Source organism: Pararhizobium sp. DWP1-1-3 (genome assembly GCF_049896125.1).
Lineage (GTDB): Bacteria > Pseudomonadota > Alphaproteobacteria > Rhizobiales > Rhizobiaceae > Pararhizobium.
On sequence record NZ_JAFCTR010000012.1, the window covers coordinates 30,081 to 51,476 of the forward strand.

Genomic DNA, 21,396 nt, shown 5'->3' on the forward strand with positions numbered 1-21,396 from the left:
TAATTATTAACCATGAAACAGTATTAATAAAATATATACTATAACAACGCGAAATAATTCAATTTACCGCTTTTGCATTAATTTTTCCGAAACGAATGCATCGGGCCGTTTCACAAGAACGCCCCTCCTCCTATATCCTTGCGGCATGCAAAAATACGAATCGCATAACGGCACCCGGAGCACGCCTTTGAAAACAGCGCTGGTCACCGGTGGTGCCAAACGCATTGGCAAGGCTATCGTCGAGGATCTTGCCCGGCACGGCTTTGCCGTGGCCATTCACGCCAACACATCGCTGGCGCAGGCGGAGGCGCTCGCAGCCACGATACGCGCAAACGGCGGCACCGCGTCGGCAATCATGGCGGACCTGGCCGATACGGCCTCGACCCAGGCATTGATGCAAAAGGCCGTCGCAGCGCTTGGACCGATCGGCCTGCTGGTCAACAACGCCTCGCTGTTCAAGAAAGACAGCCTTGAAGACTTTGACGAAGCGATATGGGACCGGCATTTCGCCCTGCACGTCAAAGCCCCGTCCCTGCTGGCCCGTGATTTTGCCGCCCAATTGCCGCCTGAGAATTCCGGGCTGGTCGTCAACATCATCGATCAGCGGGTCTGGGCTCCCAATCCGAGATTTTATTCCTATATGTTGTCGAAGTCGGCGCTTTTGACGGCGACGAAAACGATGGCGCAGGCCTTGGCTCCGGCAATCCGCGTCAACGGCATCGGCCCCGGCCCGACGCTGCCGAACGAACGGCAGAATACGACGGATTTCGACACGCAGATCGAGGCGCTGATCTTGAAGCGTGGTCCGCAGCTTGACGAATTCGGCCGGACGATCCGGTTCCTGTTCGACACGCCGTCGATCACCGGCCAGATGATCGCGCTTGACGGCGGCCAGCATCTGGCCTGGGAAACGCCGGATATTTTGGAGATCGTGGAATGAACGGGCGCGTGCCCAACGATGGCGGCATTCTCTATGATGAAAATGCCAGGGACGACGAAGACCTGATCGAGGGAACGGATCCGGCTGCGCCGGCGCCGATCCTCGACTGGGCGGAGACCAGCGCCATTCCCGACGGCTTGCGCGGTGCCGACCTGATCCAGGCCTTCGTCAAGCTCTTGCCCAACAGCCCCGGCGTCTACCGCATGTTCAACGAAGCCGGCGACGTGCTCTATGTCGGCAAGGCACGAAACCTGAAGAAGCGCGTCAGCAACTATGCGCAAGGACGGCTGCATTCCAACCGCCTGACCAAGATGGTGCGCGAAACCGCCCATATGGAATTCGTCACGACGCGCACCGAGATCGAGGCGCTGCTGCTCGAAGCCAACCTGATCAAGCGCCTGCGGCCGCGCTTCAACGTGCTGTTGCGCGACGACAAGTCGTTTCCCTATATTCTGGTGACGGGCGACAGCCGCGCACCGGCGCTGTACAAGCATCGCGGCGCGCGCAGCCGCAAGGGCGATTTCTTTGGTCCCTTCGCCTCGGCCGGCGCCGTCGGCCGCACCATCAATTCGCTGCAGCGTGCCTTTCTGCTGCGCACCTGCACCGACAGCGTGTTTGAAAGCCGCACCCGCCCCTGCCTGCTGCATCAGATCAAGCGCTGCGCCGCACCCTGCACCCATGAGGTCAGCGACGCCGACTATGCCGAGCTGGTAACCGAGGCCAAGGATTTCCTCTCGGGCAAGAGCCAGGCGGTGAAGGCGACGATTTCGGCGGCGATGAGCGAGGCCTCCGAAAATCTCGATTTCGAGCGGGCGGCGCTCTACCGCGACCGGCTCGCGGCGCTGTCGCATGTCCAGAGCCACCAGGGTATCAATCCGTCCGGGGTCGAGGAAGCCGATGTCTTCGCCATCCATCACGAAGGCGGCGTCTCCTGCATCCAGGTATTCTTCTTCCGCACCGGCCAGAACTGGGGCAACCGCGCCTATTTCCCCAAGGCCGACCCAACGCTCACGTCAGCCGAAGTGCTCAGCGCGTTCCTTGCTCAGTTCTACGACGACAAGCCCTGTCCCCGGCAACTCCTGCTCTGCGAGACAGTCGAGGAGCAGGAGCTGCTCGGCGCAGCACTCAGCGAAAAATCCGGCTACAAGGTCGTCATTCTGGTGCCGCAGCGTGGCGAGAAGAAGGATCTGGTCGAGCATGCCATTGCCAATGCCCGCGAGGCGCATGGCCGCAAACTGGCCGAAACCGCCTCGCAATCACGGCTGCTGGACGGCTTTGCCACGACGTTCAAGCTCGAGCGCGCCCCGCGCCGCATCGAGATCTACGACAATTCCCACATCATGGGCACCAATGCCGTCGGCGGCATGGTGGTGGCGGGGCCGGAAGGTTTCGTCAAAAGCCAATACCGGAAGTTCAACATCAAATCGACCGACATCACCCCAGGCGACGATTTTGGCATGATGAAGGAAGTGATGACGCGACGGTTTTCGCGGCTTTTGAAGGAAGAGGGAAAACCCGACCGCAGTGTCGAGACCAACGAGGACAGCGCGTTCCCGGCCTGGCCGGATGTGATCCTCATCGATGGCGGCCAGGGCCAGATGACGGCGGTGCGCGCCATTCTCAAAGAGTTGGATATCGAGGATTGCGTCACCGCCATCGGCGTCGCCAAGGGCGTCGATCGCGAGGCCGGCCGCGAGCGGTTCTTTCCGCCGGGCGGCAGCCGTGACGGGTTTTCGCTGCCGCCGCGCGATCCCGTGCTCTATTTCATCCAGCGCATGCGCGACGAAGCGCACCGGTTTGCCATCGGCACGCACCGGGCGCGGCGCAAGAAGGAGATGGTCAAGAACCCGCTCGACGAGATCGGCGGCATCGGCCCGACCCGCAAGCGCGCCCTGCTCCATCATTTCGGCACCGCCAAGGCCGTCTCACGCGCCGGGATCAACGACCTGACCGCCGTCGAGGGCATTTCCGAAGCGGTGGCGCGGCTGGTCTACGATCATTTCCATGAGGACGGCACGAAATAGGCGTGTGCCTGCCTTCAAGGCCTAGACGGTCAGCCGCCCCAGACCGGAGAGCATATAGGTCAACTCCGCCTGACGCCGCGTTCCGGTCTTGAGGAAAATGCGTTTCAGATAGGTTCGGACCGTTTCCAGCTTCAGGCCGAGCTTGACGGATACGGCCTCCAGGCTTGCGCCGGAGGCAAGTTCCCGGGCCACACGGGCCTCTCCGGGCGTCAGGTCGAACAGGCCGCTCAGCACCCGCATATCCGGCGGCCCTGCCTGGCCGACCGGTGTCGCGATCAGCACCGCAAGGCTCTTGGAAAAGATGTCGCGCGCATTGCGCCTCACCGGCAGCAGATGCAGGATCAGGGCCGGCATGCCCTGTTCCGCCGCCAGGGGAATGGACTGGACGTTGGATGCCTGCGCGACAACCAACTGATCCAGCGCCGCCAGAACCAGTCCGTTGACCGTAGGGTTTTTCAGTGAAATCCTGTTGGCGGCACCGGTGCGAATGCGCGGCGAGAGCGCTTCCATATCATCGTTCATCGCCAGCACCCGATTGTCGTTGCCGAGAACCGCGGCCGGAAGACCGATCAACGCAAGCGTTGCCGCGATGCTTTCTGCCTGCCGGAAAACCATCCGCGACGCGATCAGCGTGGCGCGGGCAAGATCGCCTTTCAAGCTGTTGGCACGATCGAGAGCCGCGATCGAGAAAGGTCCGTCACTGCTGCGGCCGATCATGTCGAAGATCAGGGTGTGTCCCGACGGCTCGGTCAGCACCGCTCCCATGCTCCAGCCGAGACCAACCGGCCGTAAAAATGTGTTGTAGATGGGATCGGCCGCGATTTCTTCGGCGGTCATCAGATCGACATCCCGGGCGAACGCCATCGGCGATAACTGCATCGAGCGCTCGGGCCGCGGGTTCTGCAGTTTCACCTCGCTCGCCGCATACCGCTCCATCTGTTCCGCGATGTTCGGCGAACACACCCATCGCATCGTCGAATCCGTATCAATGGTCAGGATGCCAGCGGAAAACCCGGAGACTTCCTCAGCCAGACTGGCGCAGACATCCGGCCACAGCTCGGGAATAACTGCGGCTTCGTAAATCCTGTCGATCAGCGTCATGTCATCGGACATTATTTGCTCTGCGTTGGAGCATTTATTCGATGATGCCCTAAGGACGGAGCTTTTGCCAAGCGCAATGCGTGAACAGACCAAAAATGGGGCTTTCAGTTCACCCTGCGTTCAGACGAATTCCGCCATAATTCAGGCCGATCTCTAATGACTGGTTGACGCCGCAGTCACAAAGTCTTTCATCTGTCGTCAAAGAACTCGCAGAGAACCCGAATCGATGTCCACCACGCCTGCCGCTTACAACATTCCCAATCTCCTGACCTATGCCCGTATTCTGGCCGTGCCGCTGATCGTCCTGTGTTTCTTTGTCGAAGGCAGGCTGCAGAGCTCGGATTTTGCCCGATGGACGGCGCTGGGGCTGTTTGCCGTGGCCTCGATCACCGATTTCTTCGATGGTTACCTGGCGCGCATCTGGAAACAGACCTCCAATATCGGCCGCATGCTGGATCCGATCGCCGACAAGCTGCTGGTCGCTTCGGTTCTGCTGCTGGTCGCCGCCGATGGCACGATTGCCGGCTGGTCGATCTGGGCTGCGATCATCATTCTGTGCCGTGAAATCCTCGTTTCCGGCCTGCGCGAATATCTCGCCGCCCTGAAGGTCAGCGTGCCGGTAACCCGCATCGCCAAATGGAAAACGACGATCCAGATGGTTGCCATCGCCTTCCTGCTGGCCGGCCCTGCCGGCGACAAGGTGCTGCCCTACACGACCGAAATGGGCATCGGCCTGCTCTGGCTTGCCGCCGCCATCACGCTCTATACCGGCTACGACTATTTTCGCGCCGGCCTGAAACACATGGTCGACTGATGGCGAGCGTCAATCTCGTCTATTTCGCCTGGGTGCGCGAGCGGATCGGCAGGGGCGAGGAAACGCTGGAGCTTCCGGACAGCGTGGTCACGGCAGGCGACCTGCTCGCCCACCTGAAGACGCTGGGCGACGAATACGAGACGGCGCTGGAGCATGAAAACGTCATCCGCGTCGCCATCAACCAGGAACATGTCGATCACGACGAGACGATCACCGGTGCGCGGGAAATCGCTCTTTTCCCGCCGATGACCGGAGGCTGAGACCGTGACGGCCGCTCCCGTCACGGTGCGCGTCCAGCGCGGCGATTTCGATCTGGCATCGGAAGTACAGGCACTTTCGGCCGGCCACCACGATATCGGCGCCGTGGTGACGTTTTCCGGGCTTTGCCGCGACGAAGCCGGAACGCTGAGCGCGCTTGAACTCGAGCACTATCCAGGCATGGCGCAAGCCGAAATCACCCGTATCTGCGACGAAGCTATCACCCGCTTCAGCCTTCAGGCCGTCACAGCCATCCATCGCTACGGCAAGATCGCGCCCGGCGAAAACATCGTGCTTGTCATCACCGCCTCGCCGCACCGGCAGGCGGCCTTCGATGGTGCCAATTTCATCATGGATTTCTTGAAAACCGCGGCCCCCTTCTGGAAGAAGGAACATGGCACCGATGGTACTGTGGGTGGCTGGGTAAGCGCCAAGGACGAGGACGACAGCGCAAGGGACCGCTGGTCGGACTGACCAGGCCAATCTGTCAGGGCTGAAACTGCTCCTTGCGCGTCAGCACCAAAAGCAGCACCAGGAACGAAAAAATCACAAAATCCCGCCACAGCATTGGCCCATAGGCGCTCCATAGCGTTTCGCTCAATCCCATCACCGCTGCCCCCACGGCCGCCAGGACAGGTGCGGTCTGGCCGCCGATCGCGGCAATGAACAGCACCTTGACGCCGAACACCAGACCAGCGCCGAAATCCATCGTGCCGTAATAGGCCGTCGCCAGAATGCCCGCGATCGCCGCCAAAAGGGCCGAAAATCCGTAGGCGGCGATGAAGATGCGGCGGCCATCCACGCCGCACAATGCCGCAGCACCCGCATCGTCGGACACGGCCCGCCATGCACGGCCCCAGGCCGAGCGCGCGAGGAACAGCTGCCCTGCCCCGATGATGGCCAGCATCAGCGCCGTGTTGACAAGCTGCACCACCGTCAGCGTCACCGGAAATCGTGGATCGGACCAGAGCGTCACCGGCGTATTGAGAAAAGGCGGCAGCCACAGGCTGCGCGTCTGCGCCGCGATCCGCGACACTTCCATCAGCACCAGCGCGATGCCGAGCGAGACGACCACCACCGTGTTGGCCGAGGTTGCCGCCAGCCTGTGCATGATCGAACGGCCGATCAACAGGCCGGCGCCGAGCGTATAGACCAGAGCTGAGACCGCACCGACCGCAAACGCTGCCGGCAGCACCAGCCACAGGCGGTTCCAGGCAAAATCGGAAAACAGCAGGAATATCTGCCCGGCAAAGCCGAACAGTGCGCCATAGGTGAGATCCGCTCGCCGGGTAACGGAAAAGGCGATGGAATAGCCGAAGGCGAGCAGCGCATAAAGAGCCGCGATAGGCAGGGCGCTGGCAAGCTGCTGCAGAAAATAGGCCATGACACATCCACTGATGACAAAATCAGTATAACTGGTAAAATGCGTTTTACCAGTTAGGATATTGCATGACGTTTTCCTGGACCCAGCATCGCTTTTCCGGTGGCACACTCGCCCTCGATGTCGCCAATTCGGTGATCCTGCGTTTCGACGCCGAGCGGCGGATCGACCGCTATGCCGATCCCGTTGCGATGCGCGACTTTGCCGCTGCAGCAAACCGGTTCTCTGCGGAAAAGCAGCTGTTCGGGGTGCTGGATCCGGTTGCCCTGGAAAACCGCGAGGCGTTTCTGAACCTGCGCGAGGCCACCGACCGGCATTTTCGTGCCCGCGTGCTCGGCGCCTCCACCGGAGACGATCTGGCCGACCTGCTCGACGCGGCCTCCGCCATCATCCGCAGGCATAAGGCGGAAACCGCGCGAACGCCGCTCGATGCCGCCACGGCGCGCTCGGCGCTGATGCTGGCGACATTCAGCGAGCCAGAGCGGCTGAAAATCTGCCCCAATTGCCGATGGCTGTTTCTCGACCGCAGCCGCAACCGCAGCCGCACCTGGTGCGACATGACGGTCTGCGGCAACCGCGCCAAGGCCAACCGCCACTACCAGCGCCAGAAGAAGGAGTTTGCCGCATGAGCACCCGGCGCCTCACCCTTGCTGCCCCGCTTCTTACCGTTATGGCCGTTCTGCCTGCCTGCCAGCGCGAGACCGGCCCCGACCCGCTTCAGTTGACCGGCAAGATGTTCATCTTCAACTACCGCCTCGCCTATGCAACCTACATGATCACGCTGACAAAGACCGAACAGGTTGCGGACGGCAGCACCGTTGTCGCCACATTCGAAGATCCATCCGGCGGTCCGCCCCTGACGCTCGACCGCAAGCTGTTTCCAAAGCTCGACAAGATCGTTCTAGAAAGCCCCGACGTCACCTGCGTGAAGAGACAAAAACCCTATGCGGTGACGATCGAAGTCAAAGGCCCCGACGGCACCATCCTGCAGACACTGAAAACCTCGGTCATTTCCAACCTCGACCAGGACATCATGCCCGCAGAAGCCCTGGTGGTCGGCCCGGCCTATGACAAGAACCCGGACGTCTTCAAGAACGGCAAGGCCCCGGAGCATTTCCAGACAGCGAAGTGTCCTACCTGAGACGCCATAACATAAAAAAGCCGGAGCGTTTCCGCCCCGGCTTTTTACAGTCTTTTCAAATTCCTCGGGTCAAAACCCTCAGAGATTGATTCAGCCGACGATTTCGGTGTCGGAGAACCAGTACTTGATTTCCTGGGCAGCGGTTTCCGGAGCGTCCGAACCGTGAACCGAATTTTCGCCGATCGACAGAGCGTGGGTCTTGCGGATCGTGCCTTCGTCGGCGTTGGCCGGGTTGGTCGCGCCCATGATTTCGCGGTTCTTCAGGATGGCGCCTTCGCCTTCCAGAACCTGGACGACGGTCGGGCCGGAGGTCATGCCTTCAACCAGTTCGCCGAAGAAAGGACGTTCCTTGTGAACGGCGTAAAAACCTTCGGCTTCGCGGGTGCTCATCCAGACGCGCTTGGAAGCGATGACGCGCAGACCTGCGTCTTCGAGCATCTTGGTGATGGCGCCCGTCAGGTTACGCTTGGTTGCGTCCGGCTTGATCATCGAAAATGTGCGTTCAATCGCCATTGTCTCAATTCCCTTTGCTTACATAAATCGGGGGTTTTTCCGCGAATTTTGCGGTTCAATAGCCGCCAATTCCGTGCAAAACAAGGGGGAGACGCGAAGTTTCACGCCGCTGTCACGCAGCGCCCGGCACCGTTATGCAGATCGAGGCAACGCTCGAACCACTCGATCACCGGATCGCCCGGCTCGAGAATCCGCTTCGTCGAGACGATGCGCGCCCATTGCAGTGGCCCGAAGACGATATAGTCGGCAAACAATGGTGTCTCGCCGCCGATGAACGGCTGCTTCTTCAGCATCGTGCGCAACGGCTCAAGCTTTGCCGCGAAGGTCTTTAGTTCCTCTATCCCGGTTTCGGCCACCGCCTCGAGGCTCATGCCGAAGCGGGCTTCGCGGGAGGTGCGGAAATAGGCCTGATCGACCGGCTCCAGGCTGCCGTGAATGTCCTTGAGGATGATGCGCACAAGCGATGTGTGCAATGTCATCAGCGACCAGCTCTCGATGAACCGTGCCATCCCCTTGCCGCCCTCGCCGCCAAACAGCGATGGACGATCCGGATAGGTCTTCTCCAGATAAAGCGCGATCTCAAAGCTGTCACTGACCAATTGCTCGCCGTCGCGCAGCAAGGGTACGATCTTCGTTGCCGCGTTCTCGATCACCGGGATCTGGGTGAAGCCCACCGGCATGGTCTGGTGATCCAGGCCCTTATGGGCAAGCGACAGGACCGTCTTCCACGTATGGGGCGAAAACGGCCGGCTCCGGTCTGCGCCGCAGAGCGTATAGAGGGTGCGGGTCATGTCGTCTCCTTCAAAGGCATGGCAACCAAAAGCATGGCAACATGGGCATTCGAAACCACAGACAGCCAACAATCAAATCAGTAAATTTCATGGATCGCATCACCCATCGCGATGCGTTTTGGCGCTAGACTGCGCAAAACCTTGGGGACTACCGCGATGCTCGATCACTACCGGATGTTTGCCGACTATAATCGCTGGGCCAACCGGCTTGTCTTTGACGCGGCTGGCAAGCTCGACGACGCGCGATACCGCGACAACAAGGGCGCTTTCTTCGGCTCGCTGCACGCGACGCTCAACCACGTGCTATCAGCCGACCGGATCTGGATGAAGCGTTTTACCGGCACCGGCGAAGCGCCGGCAACACTCGACGGCATCCTGTTCGATGATTTCGCCGAACTCTCGGCTGCACGAACCGCGGAAGACGCGCGCATCGTCGCCTTTGTCGCCGGCCTCAGCGAAGACGATCTCGCCGGCCGGTTTACCTATACGCCGGTCAGCAACCCCATCCCCGTCACCCAGCGCCTCGCCCCGCCGCTCGCCCATTTCTTCAACCACCAGACCCACCATCGCGGCCAGTGTCACATGACATTGACGGCGCTGGGCGGGCCGAGCCTTGCGCTGGACATGAGCTATTTCTTGCGGGCGCCGGAATTCCGGCATTATGCGGAGTGAGGCAAGCACCGGAAATCATTTGGTTCTTCGCTGATGTCACAGCAATGTCACAAGGCTTGAGCAAGTCAGCCGCGTCATAGTCCGTTCATATTTTAAGAATGGAGCAGGACGACGCCATGGATTGGTATCCCATCGAAGCGCTTGAGGCCGGCAAGCTTGCCGTGCTGCATTTTGAAAATCAGGACGAGCAGCGCTGGGTCGGCTACATCCATGACGACGGCATCTGCCACTGGCCGGAGAATGTGTCGGGACGCCGCCCCGATGGCTGGCAGGATCTCTCTGCCCTGTTCTCGGCGCTGCCCGACAGCGCAAAGCAGATCGTCTCGGCATCGTTCTGACGCCTGCCCCGGTTATGCGGCAGCGCCTGTGGCGTGCCGCAAAGCCCAATATTCCCAGACAGCGACAACGAACAGCACTGCGGTCGCGGTGATCTGGATGATATAATTGCTGCAGAACGGCACGAGCCCGGCGGTTGCCGCAAGCAGAACCAGCCCGGCGATATGCGACACCGGGATTTTTCGGGCGACTGCCATCTTCACCCAGATATTGCCGGCGAGAAACAGGATCGGGCCGCCGATCATCGCCAGTGCGTTTTTCAGCGAGCTATCCTCCTGCGCATGCGACAGGCTGAAATCCTCGCCGACCGCCGTCAGGATGATGCCGGCGATGATCGGCAGATGGCCGTAGGTGAACAGGTTGTGCGCAACGCTCTCCGGGCGTGAGGTGTTTTCCGCCTTGTCGGCCGCATCCGCCTGTCCATGATGGAAATAGATCCACCACATGAAGCCGGTGCTGAGGAAGGCACTGCAGAACACCGCAAAGGTCGTGTTCGAGTTCATATGCTCGGCGGCGTTCTTGCCGGTGGTCAGGATGGTTTCGCCCAGGCAGATGATGACGAACAGGGCGCAGCGTTCGGCCATGTGCTCGCCCGAGACATCCAGCGTTTCCGGCGGCGATTTTCCAAGGCCCGGCACGGCGTAGCGGACGGCGGGCGAGGCATAGTCGATGATCAAAGCGAAGCTCCACAGCGCGATCCGGCCTTCCAGCTCCATCATCGCGCCGGCCAGCCAGAAGACGGACGAGGCCAGCGTCCAGAGCGTGATCCGCACGAAGGTGGTGAAGGATGCGTCGTCGACACCCCGATAGGCATAGAGCGTGAAGAGCGAGCGGCCGACCTGCATGGCGCAGTAGATCAGCGCGAACATCAGCCCATGCTCGCCAAAGGCTTCCGGCAGCGCCAGCGCCAGCAGCACGCCGCCGAACATCAGGCAGAACAGCATCAGCCTGACGGCTTCCGTGCCGGTGTGCAAAAGATTGGTGACCCAGGTCGTATTGATCCAGACCCACCAGATTGCCAGGACCAAAAGCATGGATTCGAATGCCGCCGTCGGCCCGAAATCGGAGGCCAGCGTATGCGACAGCTGCACGAGCGCGAAAACGAAGACCAGATCGAAGAACAGTTCGGGAAAACTGGCGCTGGTCTGGTCGGGCTCTTCTGTGCGCAGCCAATTCGGACGCTTAGCCGGCATGAGACGCTCCGTTTTTGCCGCTGCTCTTTACCCGATCATCCCTGTACATGATGTTTTCCCGCCTGATTTCGCAGGTGATATAGAGCGCTGCCCGTGTCGGGCAACGGCGCAAATTACGGCGGCCCGGCAGTTTTGCCAAGGGTAACCGCTCGCGCCTTTGACAGTCTTTTAATCCCGATGCTTTATCAGCTTTCTCCTGCAACCACCGCGCTTTCCGCGGTTTTGTGAGGGATGCGCAATGACGGACAAGCCCCAGCACGACGGCAATCAGGCGCAGAACGCCGCGATCCTGCTCAGGGTCGCCCAGACCATGGCCAAGCTTGGCGTTGCCGCTTTCCCGCGCAATTACGAACTGTTCTACGAGGCCCTGTCCGGCAACAATCCGCAATTGACGCGCGAGGTCGCGGCGCTCGGCGCGCACCCGATGCAAAACCAGATCGAGCAGATCGGCATCCAATATCACCTGTCCGGCTTTGCCGCGATCGAGGCCGACACGATCCGCGCCGATACGGCCCGCTCGATCTCCGCCGTCAGCCATGTGCTGAAGGACAGCATCGCCAAGAAGGAAGTCTTTGCCGCGATGCTGCGCAGCTTCATCACCCGGCTAGAAACCGATCCGGTCGCCGGCATGTCGGACTTCGCCGATGATGCCGCGCACCTGCGCGATGCGGTGGCGGTGTTCGAGCGCGAGGAAAAGGCCTTTGCCGCCGCGATGAACGAGACCGTGACGCAGCTTGGCGGCATCGACAGCGATATCGAGACGATGCGCAAGGCCGCCACCCGCGATCCCGTCACCGGCCTGCCGAACCGCATCGCCTTCTCGGCCAAGCTCACCGCACTCTATGACGACGGCAAGGCTGTCGGACCGGCAGCGCTGGCGCTGGTCGCCGTCGAGGGCCTGCGTGACATGGGCGAGCGCCATGGCGCCGCAACCGTCGAAAAGGCGCTGAAGAAACTGGCGCCGGAATTCCGCAAGTCCGTCAAGAAGAACGATTTCGTCGCCCGCATCGGCACCGACGAGTTCGCCTTTATCTTCCACGACGTCTCGGCCGACAATGCCGAGGCGATTGCGCAGCGCATCTGCACATCGGTCGAAGGCGTCCAGGTGGCCTTGCCGAACCGGGCGTTCACGACACAGGCGCTGTCGCTATCCACCGGCATCGCCATGGCGTTTACCGCGTCCGGTGGGGTCGATCTGTTCACCCAGGCCGAGCTTGCGCTTCGGGCCGTGCGCAGCGGCGGCAAGCCGGGAACTTTGGTGTTTTCCGCCGCAATCGGCGGCCGGACGAAAAAAACCTACTCTCCGCACGCCGCCTGACCCTGTTGCACTGCGGCAAACCCTTGCCTTCTCGGCCGAGTTCGGCCAAAACGCCGCCATGATCACGCTCAATAATCTTTCGGCCCGCATTGTCGGACGCCTTCTCATCGACCAGGCCAGCGTTGCGCTTCCGGCCGGCATCAAGGCAGGCCTCGTCGGCAAGAACGGCGCCGGCAAGTCGACCCTGTTCAAAATCATCACCGGCGACATGGAAGCCGAGACCGGTTCGGTCTCGATCCCGAAGAATGCCCGCATCGGCCAGGTGGCGCAGGAAGCCCCCGGCACCGAGGAGCCGCTGATCGAGATCGTGCTCAAGGCCGACAAGGAGCGCGAGGCGCTTCTCGCCGAAGCCGAGACCGCCACCGACCCGCACCGGATCGCCGACATCCACATGCGGCTTGCCGATATCCAGGCCCATTCGGCCGAATCGCGCGCCGCCAGCATTCTGGCCGGCCTCGGTTTCGATGCCGCCGCGCAGTTGCGACCGGCCTCGTCGTTCTCCGGCGGCTGGCGCATGCGCGTGGCGCTGGCTGCCGTGCTGTTTTCCGAGCCGGATCTGCTTCTGCTCGACGAGCCGACCAACTATCTCGACCTTGAAGGCACGTTGTGGCTTGAGGATTACATCAGCAAGTACCCGCACACGGTCATCATCATCAGCCATGACCGCGACCTGTTGAACACCGCCGTCAATGCCATCGTCCATCTCGACCAGCAGAAGCTGACCTTCTATCGCGGTTCCTACGACCAGTTCGAGCGCCAGCGCGCCGAGGCGATGGAATTGCAGACCAAGGCCAAGGTCAAGAACGATGCGGCGCGCAAGCACCTGCAGGCTTTCATCGACCGTTTCAAGGCCAAGGCCTCCAAAGCCCGCCAGGCGCAGAGCCGCGTCAAGGCGCTGGAGCGCATGGGCACGGTCTCGTCCGTCATCGAGGATCACGTTCAGGGCTTCAAGTTCCCCGATCCGGAGAAGGAAGCCGCATCGCCAATCATCGCGCTGGAAAACGGCACCGTCGGCTATACGCCGGGCAAGCCGATCTTGCAGCACATGTCGCTGCGCATCGACACCGACGACCGCATCGCGCTGCTCGGCTCGAACGGCAACGGCAAGTCCACCTTCGCCAAGCTGATCTCCGGCCGCCTGCCCGCCACCGGCGGCTCGGTCCAGACGGCGCCGGGCCTGAAGATCGGCTTCTTCGCCCAGCACCAGCTCGACGACCTGATCCCCGAACACGATGCCGTCGAACATGTGCGCCAGCGCATGCCCGGTGCCACCGAAGGCAAGGTGCGCGCCCGCGTCGCCCAGATGGGCCTTGCCACCGCCAAGATGAGCACGCCGGCCAAGGACCTCTCCGGTGGTGAAAAGGCCCGTCTGCTGATGGGCCTTGCCGCCTTCGATGCGCCGAACCTGTTGATCCTCGATGAGCCGACCAACCATCTGGATATCGACAGCCGCAACGCACTGATCCAGGCGCTGAACGAATATACCGGCGCCGTCATCCTGATCTCGCACGATCGCCACCTGATCGAGGCGACGGCCGACCGGCTGTGGCTGGTGAAGGACGGTACCGTCTCCAACTATGACGGCGACCTAGAGGACTACCGCGCAACCATCGTCCAGAGTTCCAAGGGCAAGGGCGGCAAGAGCAAGGGTAACGGCGGCGAGGAGCAGCTGAGCAAGGCCGAGCAACGCAAGGCCAATGCCGACAAGCGCGCCACCTTCGCGCCGCTGAAGAAAAAGATCAACGATGTCGAATCCTTGACGGCAAAACTGAACAAACAGATTCAAGCCCTCGACAAGGAGCTTGAAGACCAGGACCTCTACGACAAGTTCCCGGAAAAGGCGGCTGCCAAGGTCAAGGAACGCGCCGAAGTCGTGGCCAAGCTCGCCAAGGCCGAAGAGCACTGGATGACATTGTCCGACGAATACGAACAGGCAATGGCAAGCTGATCGGCGGCGGCCAACTGAAAAAAGCGTTTCCAGTTATCGACCTGTGATTGGGAACACGGGCCACTAGGCTCCCCGTCATTCCCGTGCTCGTCACGGGAATCCAGCCACGCGACGTCCGTCGCGTGAAAAGACTTCTTTAGCGGCGCAGACGCGCCGCTGCTGTACCCCCGCCACAAGTCCTCGGGTTAACCCGAGGAGAGGAAGACGGAATATGAGGTGCCCGCCGGATCAAACCGCACGGGCATTCCCTTCAAGCAGACAATGCCCCCTTCCGCGCCGGTATCGTCATAGCCGCGACTCAGGACGGTTGCGGCTCCCCGGCCGCTGTTTCCTCCGTGCCGAAAATGCCGCGCGGGGAAGCGGGATCGTCAACACCGACAGCATGGCAACGATGTAGGCTCTTGTGGCCGATGACCTGGCGGCCGGACGGCTTGTCCGGCCGTTTGCGCTGTCGATCGGCGGCCCGCTGACCTTCGCCTATTTTGCCATCTTTCCACTCGGCATCATGCAAAATCCACCGGCGGGGAATTTCATCCACTGGCTGCACACCGAGGCCCAAACGGACGGCACCGCCTGATCAGGCAGGAACACGCTTGCGGGCCGGGATGGTCATGGCCATGACGCCGCTGATGACGCAGGCAAGACCCACAAGTGCCGTGCTGCTGATGCTTTCTCCCAGAAAGATGACGCCGATCGCCACGCCGATCGGAACGCGCAGATAGGCCTGCGCCGTCGTCCCGACCGAGCCAAGCGTGTGCACCAGCCGGAAATAGATGACGAAGGCCAGTGCCGTTGAAAATACCGAGAGGCACAGCAAGGCGAGGATCGAGCCTGTGGAAGGCGCCAATGTCCAAGGTTGTTCGATCGCCAGGCTGAGCGGCATCAGGATGACGGCGCCGCAGATCAGCGACCCGGCCGCTGGCATCATCGGATCGAGCGACTTGAAGCCACGGCCGAAAATGGCAGCGCCTGCATAGCAGATCGTTGCGGCGACGATGGCGAGTTGGGCCGGTAGCTGGTCACCGGCACCGTTCAACGCTTCCAAGCCGACGACAAGGGTAATCCCGGCAATCCCGGCGACGACGCCGAACAGCTTGCGTCCCGTCACCGGTTCATGGCGGGTGAGAAGGGCTGTCAGAAAGGCAAAGATCGGCGTCGTCGAGTTCAGGATGGCGGCGAGACCGGCATCGACGGTTTGTTCCGCCCAGGCGATCAGCGTGAAGGGGATCGCGCTGTTCAGGCAGGCCTGAAACAGAAACCGTCCCCACGTCGCTTTGTCCTTCGGAAGGGAAAGCCCCCGGAGGCGCAGGACTGCCAGCAGCAACAGGCCGGCGATCAGGGTGCGGGTGGCAATCAGCGTGATCGGCGAAATGGTCTCTACGCCGATCTTGATGAAGGTGTAGGAGGCGCCCCAGAGCGTCGCGAGCGCCAGCAGCACCGCCAGTTCCTGTTTCAGATTTATCGTGTCCGGTGTCATGATCGTCTCACATCAGAAGGATTGCCAAATTCCATCCTGCTATATCGACCTTGACGCCGGAATGCTTCGATGAAGACCGAAGTGTAAAGCTCTGTTGGGAAAAGTCTCCGGCCGCCCCGCTCCTACCGGGCGAACTTTCGCGCACCAGCAACACAAAGGATGACAGCAACAGTCACCGCCAGCATCGTTGAGCTCACCGGCTCATGCAGCAGGGTTGCTGCCAGCGCCAGGCCGAAGAACGGCTGCAGCAGTTGCAACTGGCCGACGGCGGCAATGCCGCCCTGTACGAGGCCGCGATACCAGAAGATGAAACCGATCAGCATGCTGAACAGCGACACATAGGCAAGGCTGAGCCAGGTGGGCAGCGCAACGCCGGAAAACGTGTCCGGCCTGAAGACAATCGATAGCGCGATCATCACCGGCAGCGACAGGACCAGCGCCCAGCAGATCACTTGCCAGCCGCCCAGCGTGCGTGACAGCCTTGCCCCTTCGGCATAACCGAGCCCGCAGACGATGATTGCGGCAAGCATCAGTCCATCACCGAGAGGGGATGTCGATCCACCCTGTACAAGCGCAAAACCGGCGACCAGCGCACTGCCGAGCGTCGAGAATATCCAGAAGGCCGGCTTTGGCCGCTCGCCGCCGCGCAGCACGCCGAAGATCGCCGTCGCCAGCGGCAGCAGGCCGACGAAAACGATGGAATGCGCCGAGGTGACGTGCTGGAGCGCCAGCGCAGTCAACAGCGGAAAGCCGACGACGACACCGAGGGCGACGACAACCAGCGAGACGATATCGCCGCGCGACGGCCGCTTCTGCCGGAAGACGAGAAGCAGGCAAAGTGCCAAGAGGCCGGCAATCGCCGCGCGCGCAACGGTCAAGAACACCGGGTCCAGCTGCATCACCGCTACTCGGGTTGCCGGCAGCGAACCGCTGAAGATCACCACGCCGATCAATCCGTTGATCCATCCGCTCGCCATCCGGTCCATTCAAAGCTCCTTGGTTTTCCTTCTTATCGGCGGCGGTGGCTGGCAATGCCAGCAACAGTCATGTACGGTTTAGCAAAACTGTTATGGTATCGGATCACGTACAGATGCTCGACGAAACGAAGAGTGGTACCCTTATCGCCATGGTGATCGCCGCCATCAGGCAACGCATTGCCGGCCGCAGCCTGACTGCAGGCGACAAGCTGCCGTCGATCCGGGCGTTTGCGCGAACCTTGCAGGTCTCCACCTCCACCGTGGTCGAAGCCTATGACAGGCTTGCCGCCGAAGGCGTGATCCAGCCGCGTCCGGGCTCGGGCTTTTACGTGGCGAGCCAGGCCGCCGCCCTCGCTCTGTCGGAAATCGGGCCGAAACTGGACCGCGCGGTCGATCCCTTCTGGGTATCGCGCCAATCGCTGGATGCAGGCAGCGATGATCTCAAACCGGGATGCGGCTGGCTGCCGCCCTCGTGGCTGCCGGACGACGGCGTGCGCCGCGCCTTGCGGACCCTGTCGCGCGCCGATGGCGCGTCGCTTGCCGACTACGGCACGCCGCTCGGCCTGCCGCCCTTGCGCCAGTTGATCGCACGCAGAATGGCCGACCACGGCATCGACGCTTCGCCGGACCAGATCATGCTGACGGAATCGGGAACGCAGGCGCTCGATCTCATGTGCCGGTTTCTGCTGGAACCAGGCGACACCGTCATGGTGGACGATCCCTGCTATTTCAATTTCCATGCGCTGCTGCGCGCCCACCGCGCCCGCATCGTCAGCGTTGCCTACACGCCCACCGGGCCTGATATCGAGCAGTTCGCCAAAGTGCTGCAGGAGCACAAGCCGCGGCTCTACATCACCAACTCCGCCATTCACAACCCGACCGGGGCGACGCTGTCGCCGGTGACGGCGCACCGCGTGCTGAAACTGGCCGAACATGCCGGGCTGACCATCATCGAGGACGATATCTTTGCCGATTTCGAACATGTTGCCGCCCCGAGACTTGCCGCCTTCGACGGTCTTGACCGCGTCATCCATATCGGCAGTTTTTCCAAAACCCTGTCGGCATCGGCGCGCTGCGGCTTCATCGCCACCCGCCCGGATTGGATCGAGGGGCTGATCGATCTGAAGATCGCCACCACATTCGGCGGCGGACGGCTCACCGCCGAGCTGGTGCTGAATGTGCTGCGCGACGGCAGCTACCGCAAGCACATGGAGGGACTGCGCCTGCGCCTCTCCCGCGCCATGACCGATGTCAGCGCCCGGCTAAAAAACCTCGGGCTCGAATCTTGGATCGAGCCGCAGGCCGGCATGTTCCTGTGGAGCCGGCTGCCGGACGGTCTTGATTCGGCTGAGATTGCCCGGGAAGCGCTGGCCGACAACATCGTTCTTGCCCCCGGCAACGTCTTCAGCCTGGCGCAGTCGGCAACCCGCTTTTTACGGTTCAATGTCTCGCAATCCCAGGACGACCGCATCTTCACGGCGCTGCACAAGGCCATGACGAAAAAGCGGTAGGCAGTCGCTGCAGATCGCGGTCGGACACTATCCACAAGCAAACGCTAAATTTTTACCAAAACCTTTAAGCCACCGTTCAAATCGAGGCTTTAACGTCCTTTTCCATGAACAACGAAACCCAAAATGCCTTCCGGTTCCGGCGCGTCAAATGGGGCGATCCCCGCCACGCGATGAACGCGTTGCGCAACAAGGAGCCGGTTTTCGTCGAAGAGGCTCAGGCATCAAGCCGCCTGTTCTGGGTTCTCGTCGTGCTGCTGGTGATCGCCGTCTTCGCCAGCATCGTCATCTTCGGCAGCCATCGCAGCTTGCCGTTCTGGAACTGATGCGCCCTATCCCAATTCGAACGTGGTGATGCCGTAGATCTGCCCGAGCGGCAGGTCCGGCACCGGTCCGCGATACATCCGCGCCGTTTCGAACACCGGCTTCAGATTGTAGCGATCGCACAGCCCTCGGGCTGCCGCGTTGGGCTCGGGGATATCGAGATAGACCTGGCCGCCGCCAACACTGGTCACCAGCTTGCGGAAAATCAGGTCGGCATTCGTTTCGCTGTCGGCAAACAGCGGGCCAATCTTGTGGCCTTCGCGGCAGGCCCGGATGGTGCCGTAGCCGGCAACCTCGGAATTGCGCAGCAGGGCGAAGCTTTCGCGCGTGTCCATAGCCTTCAGCCATTCGCGCAGGAAGGCGTTGCGCCGGGCCGGATTGAATCGCGCATCGTAATCGGAGAGCATCGGCACCAGCACGGGCGAGACCGAGACCAGTTCGGTGCCCGGCGGCTCGGTGCACTGGACCTCGCCGCCATAGCGGAAATTGGCATGGGCGTAAACGAAGCCCGACTTGCGGTAATTGTCCTGCTGGGCCACCACCCCATCCAGCCCGACCGTCCGGTCTCCCGCTTCCGAAAGCGCCTTTTGCCAAAGCGCAAGACCGATCCCCTGCCCGCGATAATCCGGATGCGCCATGTAGAACCCGAGGAACGCATAGGTCTCGTCGTAACGCACCAGCGACAATGCCGCGGCCATGATGCCGTCTTCCTCGGCAATCCAGTAGCCGTCCGGGTCCGCTGCCCAGAAAGCCGGTGCATCGTCGAGACCCGGATTCCAGCCCTCTTTGGCGGCCCAGTCGATCAGGACATCGAGATCGGCGCGGTCGGCTTTTCGGATGATAGGAGGCATGGGCAAAACTTCCGCAAACTTTACAATCGTCCGGTCTTATCTATAGTGAATATTCAATTGTTCAAATCGGAATATTCAAATGCCGCTCTACGTCCGGGACGAGACCGTGAATGATCTGGCTACGCAGGCACAGCGTTTGCTCAAAACCAAAACGAAGACGGAAGCGATCCGGATTGCGCTGGAGCGCGTCGTCCACAGAGATACCCCACCTGAAACCTTACAGGAGCGACTGAAGGTTTTTCAGGATCGTTTTCGCGCTCTTGGCGAACCTGTCGAAAATTTCGACGAGAAGGCGTATCTGGACGAGATGTGGGGCAACGAATAATGTTCCTCGAAACCTCGGCAATCGTCGAATACATAGCAGAAGAGCCGCGCGCCAACGAGATGGCTGACCGTTTGAGCGCTACGACATCGCCGCTTGTGACCGCACCGACCGTTCTGTTCGAAGCGGCTGTTGTTTTGTCTCGCAAGCGCAAGTGTTCCGTTGCCGAGACCAAGACTTTGCTCCTGGATTTTCTGGAAGCGATGGACGTGAGCGTCATCCCCATCACGCCCGAAATAGGCTTTGCCGCCATCGACGCCTTTGCGCGATACGGCAAAGGGCGCGGGCATCCGGCCCAGCTGAATTTCGGCGACTGTTTTTCCTATGCTGCATGCAAGGCGGCGCATGTGCCGATGCTGTTTGTCGGCGACGACTTCACGAAAACGGATCTGGCATAACGGCCGCGCCGGACGGCTTGCCCGGGACTGTCTTTCTGCTACAAAAGCCCACCATAAAAGTCATACAAATCGAGCGAAGCACCATGAGCCCCATCCATATCTCGATCGTCGGCGTCGGCAAGATCGTCCGCGACCAGCATCTTCCTTCCATCGCCAAGAATGCGGATTACAAGCTGATCGCTGCCGCCAGCCGCCACGGCGTCGTCGATGGCATCGACAATTTCAAGTCGATCGAAGCGATGCTCGACGCGGTTCCGGCGATCGATGCGGTGTCGCTCTGCATGCCGCCGCAGTTCCGCTATGCCGCAGCCCGCACGGCGCTGGAAGCCGGCAAGCACGTCTTCCTCGAAAAGCCGCCGGGTGCGACGCTGAGCGAAGTCGCCGACCTTCAGGCGCTGGCCGACGAAAAGGGCCTGTCGCTGTTTGCCAGCTGGCATTCGCGCTATGCGCCCGCCGTCGAGGCCGCAAAGGCATTCCTTGCCTCGACCAGGATCAACGACGTCAAGGTGATCTGGAAGGAAGACGTGCGCCACTGGCATCCGAACCAGGACTGGATCTGGGCCGCCGGCGGCCTCGGCGTCTTCGATCCCGGTATCAACGCCCTGTCAATCGTCACCCATATCCTGCCGAACCCGCTGTTCATCACCTCGGCAACCCTTGAGTTCCCGGAAAACCGCGACGCGCCGATCGCCGCCTCTATCGTCTTCAGCGACGCCAAAAACCTGCCGGTTTCGGCCGAATTCGACTGGCGCCAGACCGGCCATCAGAGCTGGGACATCGTTGCCGAAACCGATGCCGGCATGATGGTCCTCTCCGAAGGCGGCGCCAAGCTGTCGATCGACGGCAAGCTGGTTCATGACGAGCCGGAACAGGAATACCCGGCGCTCTACGCCCGCTTCGCCGATATCATCAAGGCAAAGACGTCAGACGTCGATCTGGCGCCGCTGCGGCACGTCGCCGATGCCTTCATGCTCGGTCGTCGCAAGTTCGTGGATGCGTTCTTCGATTGAGCGTTTCAAGAATCATGAAGGCCGCGCACCGTTCGGTGCGCGGCCTTTTTTTTGTGACAGGCGTAATATGATTAAATCGTACTGCATGCTAAAATCCTG

25 protein-coding genes are annotated in these 21,396 nt (G+C 61.3%); 17 read left to right on the plus strand and 8 right to left on the minus strand.

The window, feature by feature from the left end; translation table 11 throughout:
* Positions 1-145 precede the first annotated feature (145 nt).
* Together ACP7BS_RS21380 and uvrC are read left to right on the plus strand one after the other, a co-directional pair.
* Entirely contained in the window at positions 146-940 is a 795-nt protein-coding gene (locus ACP7BS_RS21380; protein ID WP_426239742.1) for an SDR family oxidoreductase, read from the plus strand.
* Positions 937-2,964: an excinuclease ABC subunit UvrC gene (gene uvrC / locus ACP7BS_RS21385; RefSeq protein ID WP_426231815.1), complete on the plus strand. Its 2,028-nt coding sequence runs from the start codon at positions 937-939 to the stop codon at positions 2,962-2,964. The genes ACP7BS_RS21380 and uvrC overlap by 4 nt, the downstream gene beginning before the upstream one ends.
* 21 nt (positions 2,965-2,985) lie before the next feature.
* Here the strand turns inward: uvrC and ACP7BS_RS21390 are convergent, their stop codons facing one another.
* The gene (locus tag ACP7BS_RS21390) at positions 2,986-4,077 is read right to left on the minus strand and encodes a helix-turn-helix transcriptional regulator (RefSeq protein ID WP_426239743.1); all 1,092 of its coding nucleotides are present in this window, start codon (positions 4,075-4,077) and stop codon (positions 2,986-2,988) included.
* Between the two features lie 214 nt (positions 4,078-4,291).
* Between ACP7BS_RS21390 and pgsA the strand changes: the two genes are divergently transcribed.
* The 3 genes from pgsA to ACP7BS_RS21405 are packed head-to-tail and all read left to right on the plus strand — an operon-like array spanning position 4,292 to position 5,611.
* Positions 4,292-4,879, plus strand: coding sequence for a CDP-diacylglycerol--glycerol-3-phosphate 3-phosphatidyltransferase (pgsA, locus tag ACP7BS_RS21395; RefSeq protein ID WP_113317923.1), 588 nt, complete (start codon positions 4,292-4,294; stop codon positions 4,877-4,879).
* Entirely contained in the window at positions 4,879-5,139 is a 261-nt protein-coding gene (moaD, locus tag ACP7BS_RS21400) for a molybdopterin converting factor subunit 1 (protein WP_426239744.1), read from the plus strand. Before pgsA ends, moaD begins: the two co-directional genes overlap by 1 nt.
* A 4-nt stretch (positions 5,140-5,143) precedes the next feature.
* Positions 5,144-5,611: a molybdenum cofactor biosynthesis protein MoaE gene (locus tag ACP7BS_RS21405; RefSeq protein WP_426239745.1), complete on the plus strand. Its 468-nt coding sequence runs from the start codon at positions 5,144-5,146 to the stop codon at positions 5,609-5,611.
* Positions 5,612-5,624: 13 nt separating this feature from the next.
* Here the strand turns inward: ACP7BS_RS21405 and ACP7BS_RS21410 are convergent, their stop codons facing one another.
* Positions 5,625-6,521, minus strand: a complete 897-nt coding sequence (locus tag ACP7BS_RS21410; protein WP_426239746.1) for a branched-chain amino acid ABC transporter permease — start codon at positions 6,519-6,521, stop codon at positions 5,625-5,627.
* Positions 6,522-6,586: 65 nt separating this feature from the next.
* On the opposite strand from ACP7BS_RS21410, the gene ACP7BS_RS21415 reads away from it, so the two are divergent.
* Both ACP7BS_RS21415 and ACP7BS_RS21420 read left to right on the plus strand, forming a co-directional pair.
* Positions 6,587-7,147 (plus strand): CGNR zinc finger domain-containing protein, encoded by a 561-nt coding sequence (locus ACP7BS_RS21415; RefSeq protein ID WP_426239747.1) that lies wholly within the window; start codon positions 6,587-6,589, stop codon positions 7,145-7,147.
* A complete protein-coding gene (locus tag ACP7BS_RS21420) occupies positions 7,144-7,659 on the plus strand; it encodes a hypothetical protein (protein ID WP_426239748.1) in 516 nt (171 codons plus the stop codon). Before ACP7BS_RS21415 ends, ACP7BS_RS21420 begins: the two co-directional genes overlap by 4 nt.
* A 90-nt stretch (positions 7,660-7,749) precedes the next feature.
* Here ACP7BS_RS21420 and ndk read toward each other — a convergent pair whose 3' ends face one another.
* Together ndk and ACP7BS_RS21430 are read right to left on the minus strand one after the other, a co-directional pair.
* The gene (gene ndk / locus ACP7BS_RS21425; RefSeq protein ID WP_426239749.1) at positions 7,750-8,172 is read right to left on the minus strand and encodes a nucleoside-diphosphate kinase; all 423 of its coding nucleotides are present in this window, start codon (positions 8,170-8,172) and stop codon (positions 7,750-7,752) included.
* Between the two features lie 101 nt (positions 8,173-8,273).
* On the minus strand, positions 8,274-8,963 hold the full coding sequence (locus ACP7BS_RS21430; RefSeq protein WP_426239750.1) for a glutathione S-transferase family protein: 690 nt from the start codon (positions 8,961-8,963) through the stop codon (positions 8,274-8,276).
* A gap of 156 nt (positions 8,964-9,119) precedes the next feature.
* Between ACP7BS_RS21430 and ACP7BS_RS21435 the strand changes: the two genes are divergently transcribed.
* Entirely contained in the window at positions 9,120-9,635 is a 516-nt protein-coding gene (locus ACP7BS_RS21435; RefSeq protein WP_426239751.1) for a DinB family protein, read from the plus strand.
* Between the two features lie 116 nt (positions 9,636-9,751).
* The gene (locus ACP7BS_RS21440) at positions 9,752-9,973 is read left to right on the plus strand and encodes a hypothetical protein (protein WP_426231825.1); all 222 of its coding nucleotides are present in this window, start codon (positions 9,752-9,754) and stop codon (positions 9,971-9,973) included.
* A gap of 12 nt (positions 9,974-9,985) precedes the next feature.
* Here ACP7BS_RS21440 and ACP7BS_RS21445 read toward each other — a convergent pair whose 3' ends face one another.
* Positions 9,986-11,164, minus strand: coding sequence for a low temperature requirement protein A (locus ACP7BS_RS21445; protein WP_426239752.1), 1,179 nt, complete (start codon positions 11,162-11,164; stop codon positions 9,986-9,988).
* 238 nt (positions 11,165-11,402) lie between these two features.
* Here ACP7BS_RS21445 and ACP7BS_RS21450 point away from each other — a divergent pair, with 238 nt between their 5' ends.
* The 3 genes from ACP7BS_RS21450 (at position 11,403) to ACP7BS_RS21460 (ending at position 15,007) form a co-directional block, all read left to right on the plus strand.
* A complete protein-coding gene (locus ACP7BS_RS21450) occupies positions 11,403-12,482 on the plus strand; it encodes a GGDEF domain-containing protein (RefSeq protein ID WP_426239753.1) in 1,080 nt (359 codons plus the stop codon).
* Between the two features lie 58 nt (positions 12,483-12,540).
* Positions 12,541-14,430 (plus strand): ATP-binding cassette domain-containing protein, encoded by a 1,890-nt coding sequence (locus tag ACP7BS_RS21455; protein ID WP_426239754.1) that lies wholly within the window; start codon positions 12,541-12,543, stop codon positions 14,428-14,430.
* Positions 14,431-14,833: 403 nt separating this feature from the next.
* A complete protein-coding gene (locus ACP7BS_RS21460) occupies positions 14,834-15,007 on the plus strand; it encodes a hypothetical protein (RefSeq protein ID WP_426239755.1) in 174 nt (57 codons plus the stop codon).
* On the opposite strand, the gene ACP7BS_RS21465 is transcribed toward ACP7BS_RS21460, so the two are convergent.
* Both ACP7BS_RS21465 and ACP7BS_RS21470 read right to left on the minus strand, forming a co-directional pair.
* Positions 15,008-15,907: a DMT family transporter gene (locus ACP7BS_RS21465; RefSeq protein ID WP_426239756.1), complete on the minus strand. Its 900-nt coding sequence runs from the start codon at positions 15,905-15,907 to the stop codon at positions 15,008-15,010.
* A 122-nt stretch (positions 15,908-16,029) separates the two neighbouring features.
* Entirely contained in the window at positions 16,030-16,893 is an 864-nt protein-coding gene (locus ACP7BS_RS21470) for a DMT family transporter (RefSeq protein WP_426239757.1), read from the minus strand.
* A gap of 104 nt (positions 16,894-16,997) precedes the next feature.
* On the opposite strand from ACP7BS_RS21470, the gene ACP7BS_RS21475 reads away from it, so the two are divergent.
* Both ACP7BS_RS21475 and ACP7BS_RS21480 read left to right on the plus strand, forming a co-directional pair.
* Positions 16,998-18,395: a PLP-dependent aminotransferase family protein gene (locus ACP7BS_RS21475; RefSeq protein ID WP_426239758.1), complete on the plus strand. Its 1,398-nt coding sequence runs from the start codon at positions 16,998-17,000 to the stop codon at positions 18,393-18,395.
* 104 nt (positions 18,396-18,499) lie between these two features.
* On the plus strand, positions 18,500-18,718 hold the full coding sequence (locus tag ACP7BS_RS21480) for a hypothetical protein (protein WP_426231834.1): 219 nt from the start codon (positions 18,500-18,502) through the stop codon (positions 18,716-18,718).
* A 6-nt stretch (positions 18,719-18,724) separates the two neighbouring features.
* Here ACP7BS_RS21480 and ACP7BS_RS21485 read toward each other — a convergent pair whose 3' ends face one another.
* A complete protein-coding gene (locus ACP7BS_RS21485) occupies positions 18,725-19,567 on the minus strand; it encodes a GNAT family N-acetyltransferase (RefSeq protein WP_426231835.1) in 843 nt (280 codons plus the stop codon).
* 79 nt (positions 19,568-19,646) lie between these two features.
* On the opposite strand from ACP7BS_RS21485, the gene ACP7BS_RS21490 reads away from it, so the two are divergent.
* From ACP7BS_RS21490 to ACP7BS_RS21500, 3 genes are all read left to right on the plus strand, one after another.
* Positions 19,647-19,892 (plus strand): type II toxin-antitoxin system VapB family antitoxin, encoded by a 246-nt coding sequence (locus ACP7BS_RS21490; protein ID WP_426239759.1) that lies wholly within the window; start codon positions 19,647-19,649, stop codon positions 19,890-19,892.
* Positions 19,892-20,287, plus strand: a complete 396-nt coding sequence (locus ACP7BS_RS21495; RefSeq protein ID WP_426231837.1) for a type II toxin-antitoxin system VapC family toxin — start codon at positions 19,892-19,894, stop codon at positions 20,285-20,287. The genes ACP7BS_RS21490 and ACP7BS_RS21495 overlap by 1 nt, the downstream gene beginning before the upstream one ends.
* Positions 20,288-20,370: 83 nt before the next feature.
* The gene (locus tag ACP7BS_RS21500; protein WP_426231838.1) at positions 20,371-21,297 is read left to right on the plus strand and encodes a Gfo/Idh/MocA family protein; all 927 of its coding nucleotides are present in this window, start codon (positions 20,371-20,373) and stop codon (positions 21,295-21,297) included.
* Positions 21,298-21,396 lie beyond the last annotated feature (99 nt).

What these genes read in the sequence shown, in the direction of transcription:
- ACP7BS_RS21450 (WP_426239753.1), top strand. Translation starts at nt 11,403, where the DNA reads ATGACGGACAAGCCCCAGCACGACGGCAATCAGGCGCAGAACGCCGCG.
- ACP7BS_RS21430 (WP_426239750.1), bottom strand. Translation starts at nt 8,963, where the DNA reads ATGACCCGCACCCTCTATACGCTCTGCGGCGCAGACCGGAGCCGGCCG.
- ACP7BS_RS21445 (WP_426239752.1), bottom strand. Translation starts at nt 11,164, where the DNA reads ATGCCGGCTAAGCGTCCGAATTGGCTGCGCACAGAAGAGCCCGACCAG.
- ndk (WP_426239749.1), bottom strand. Translation starts at nt 8,172, where the DNA reads ATGGCGATTGAACGCACATTTTCGATGATCAAGCCGGACGCAACCAAG.
- ACP7BS_RS21390 (WP_426239743.1), bottom strand. Translation starts at nt 4,077, where the DNA reads ATGTCCGATGACATGACGCTGATCGACAGGATTTACGAAGCCGCAGTT.
- moaD (WP_426239744.1), top strand. Translation starts at nt 4,879, where the DNA reads ATGGCGAGCGTCAATCTCGTCTATTTCGCCTGGGTGCGCGAGCGGATC.
- ACP7BS_RS21440 (WP_426231825.1), top strand. Translation starts at nt 9,752, where the DNA reads ATGGATTGGTATCCCATCGAAGCGCTTGAGGCCGGCAAGCTTGCCGTG.
- ACP7BS_RS21495 (WP_426231837.1), top strand. Translation starts at nt 19,892, where the DNA reads ATGTTCCTCGAAACCTCGGCAATCGTCGAATACATAGCAGAAGAGCCG.
- pgsA (WP_113317923.1), top strand. Translation starts at nt 4,292, where the DNA reads ATGTCCACCACGCCTGCCGCTTACAACATTCCCAATCTCCTGACCTAT.
- ACP7BS_RS21435 (WP_426239751.1), top strand. Translation starts at nt 9,120, where the DNA reads ATGCTCGATCACTACCGGATGTTTGCCGACTATAATCGCTGGGCCAAC.
- ACP7BS_RS21465 (WP_426239756.1), bottom strand. Translation starts at nt 15,907, where the DNA reads ATGACACCGGACACGATAAATCTGAAACAGGAACTGGCGGTGCTGCTG.
- ACP7BS_RS21475 (WP_426239758.1), top strand. Translation starts at nt 16,998, where the DNA reads ATGCTCGACGAAACGAAGAGTGGTACCCTTATCGCCATGGTGATCGCC.
- ACP7BS_RS21415 (WP_426239747.1), top strand. Translation starts at nt 6,587, where the DNA reads ATGACGTTTTCCTGGACCCAGCATCGCTTTTCCGGTGGCACACTCGCC.
- uvrC (WP_426231815.1), top strand. Translation starts at nt 937, where the DNA reads ATGAACGGGCGCGTGCCCAACGATGGCGGCATTCTCTATGATGAAAAT.
- ACP7BS_RS21420 (WP_426239748.1), top strand. Translation starts at nt 7,144, where the DNA reads ATGAGCACCCGGCGCCTCACCCTTGCTGCCCCGCTTCTTACCGTTATG.
- ACP7BS_RS21410 (WP_426239746.1), bottom strand. Translation starts at nt 6,521, where the DNA reads ATGGCCTATTTTCTGCAGCAGCTTGCCAGCGCCCTGCCTATCGCGGCT.
- ACP7BS_RS21490 (WP_426239759.1), top strand. Translation starts at nt 19,647, where the DNA reads ATGCCGCTCTACGTCCGGGACGAGACCGTGAATGATCTGGCTACGCAG.
- ACP7BS_RS21455 (WP_426239754.1), top strand. Translation starts at nt 12,541, where the DNA reads ATGATCACGCTCAATAATCTTTCGGCCCGCATTGTCGGACGCCTTCTC.
- ACP7BS_RS21380 (WP_426239742.1), top strand. Translation starts at nt 146, where the DNA reads ATGCAAAAATACGAATCGCATAACGGCACCCGGAGCACGCCTTTGAAA.
- ACP7BS_RS21500 (WP_426231838.1), top strand. Translation starts at nt 20,371, where the DNA reads ATGAGCCCCATCCATATCTCGATCGTCGGCGTCGGCAAGATCGTCCGC.
- ACP7BS_RS21485 (WP_426231835.1), bottom strand. Translation starts at nt 19,567, where the DNA reads ATGCCTCCTATCATCCGAAAAGCCGACCGCGCCGATCTCGATGTCCTG.
- ACP7BS_RS21470 (WP_426239757.1), bottom strand. Translation starts at nt 16,893, where the DNA reads ATGGACCGGATGGCGAGCGGATGGATCAACGGATTGATCGGCGTGGTG.
- ACP7BS_RS21480 (WP_426231834.1), top strand. Translation starts at nt 18,500, where the DNA reads ATGAACAACGAAACCCAAAATGCCTTCCGGTTCCGGCGCGTCAAATGG.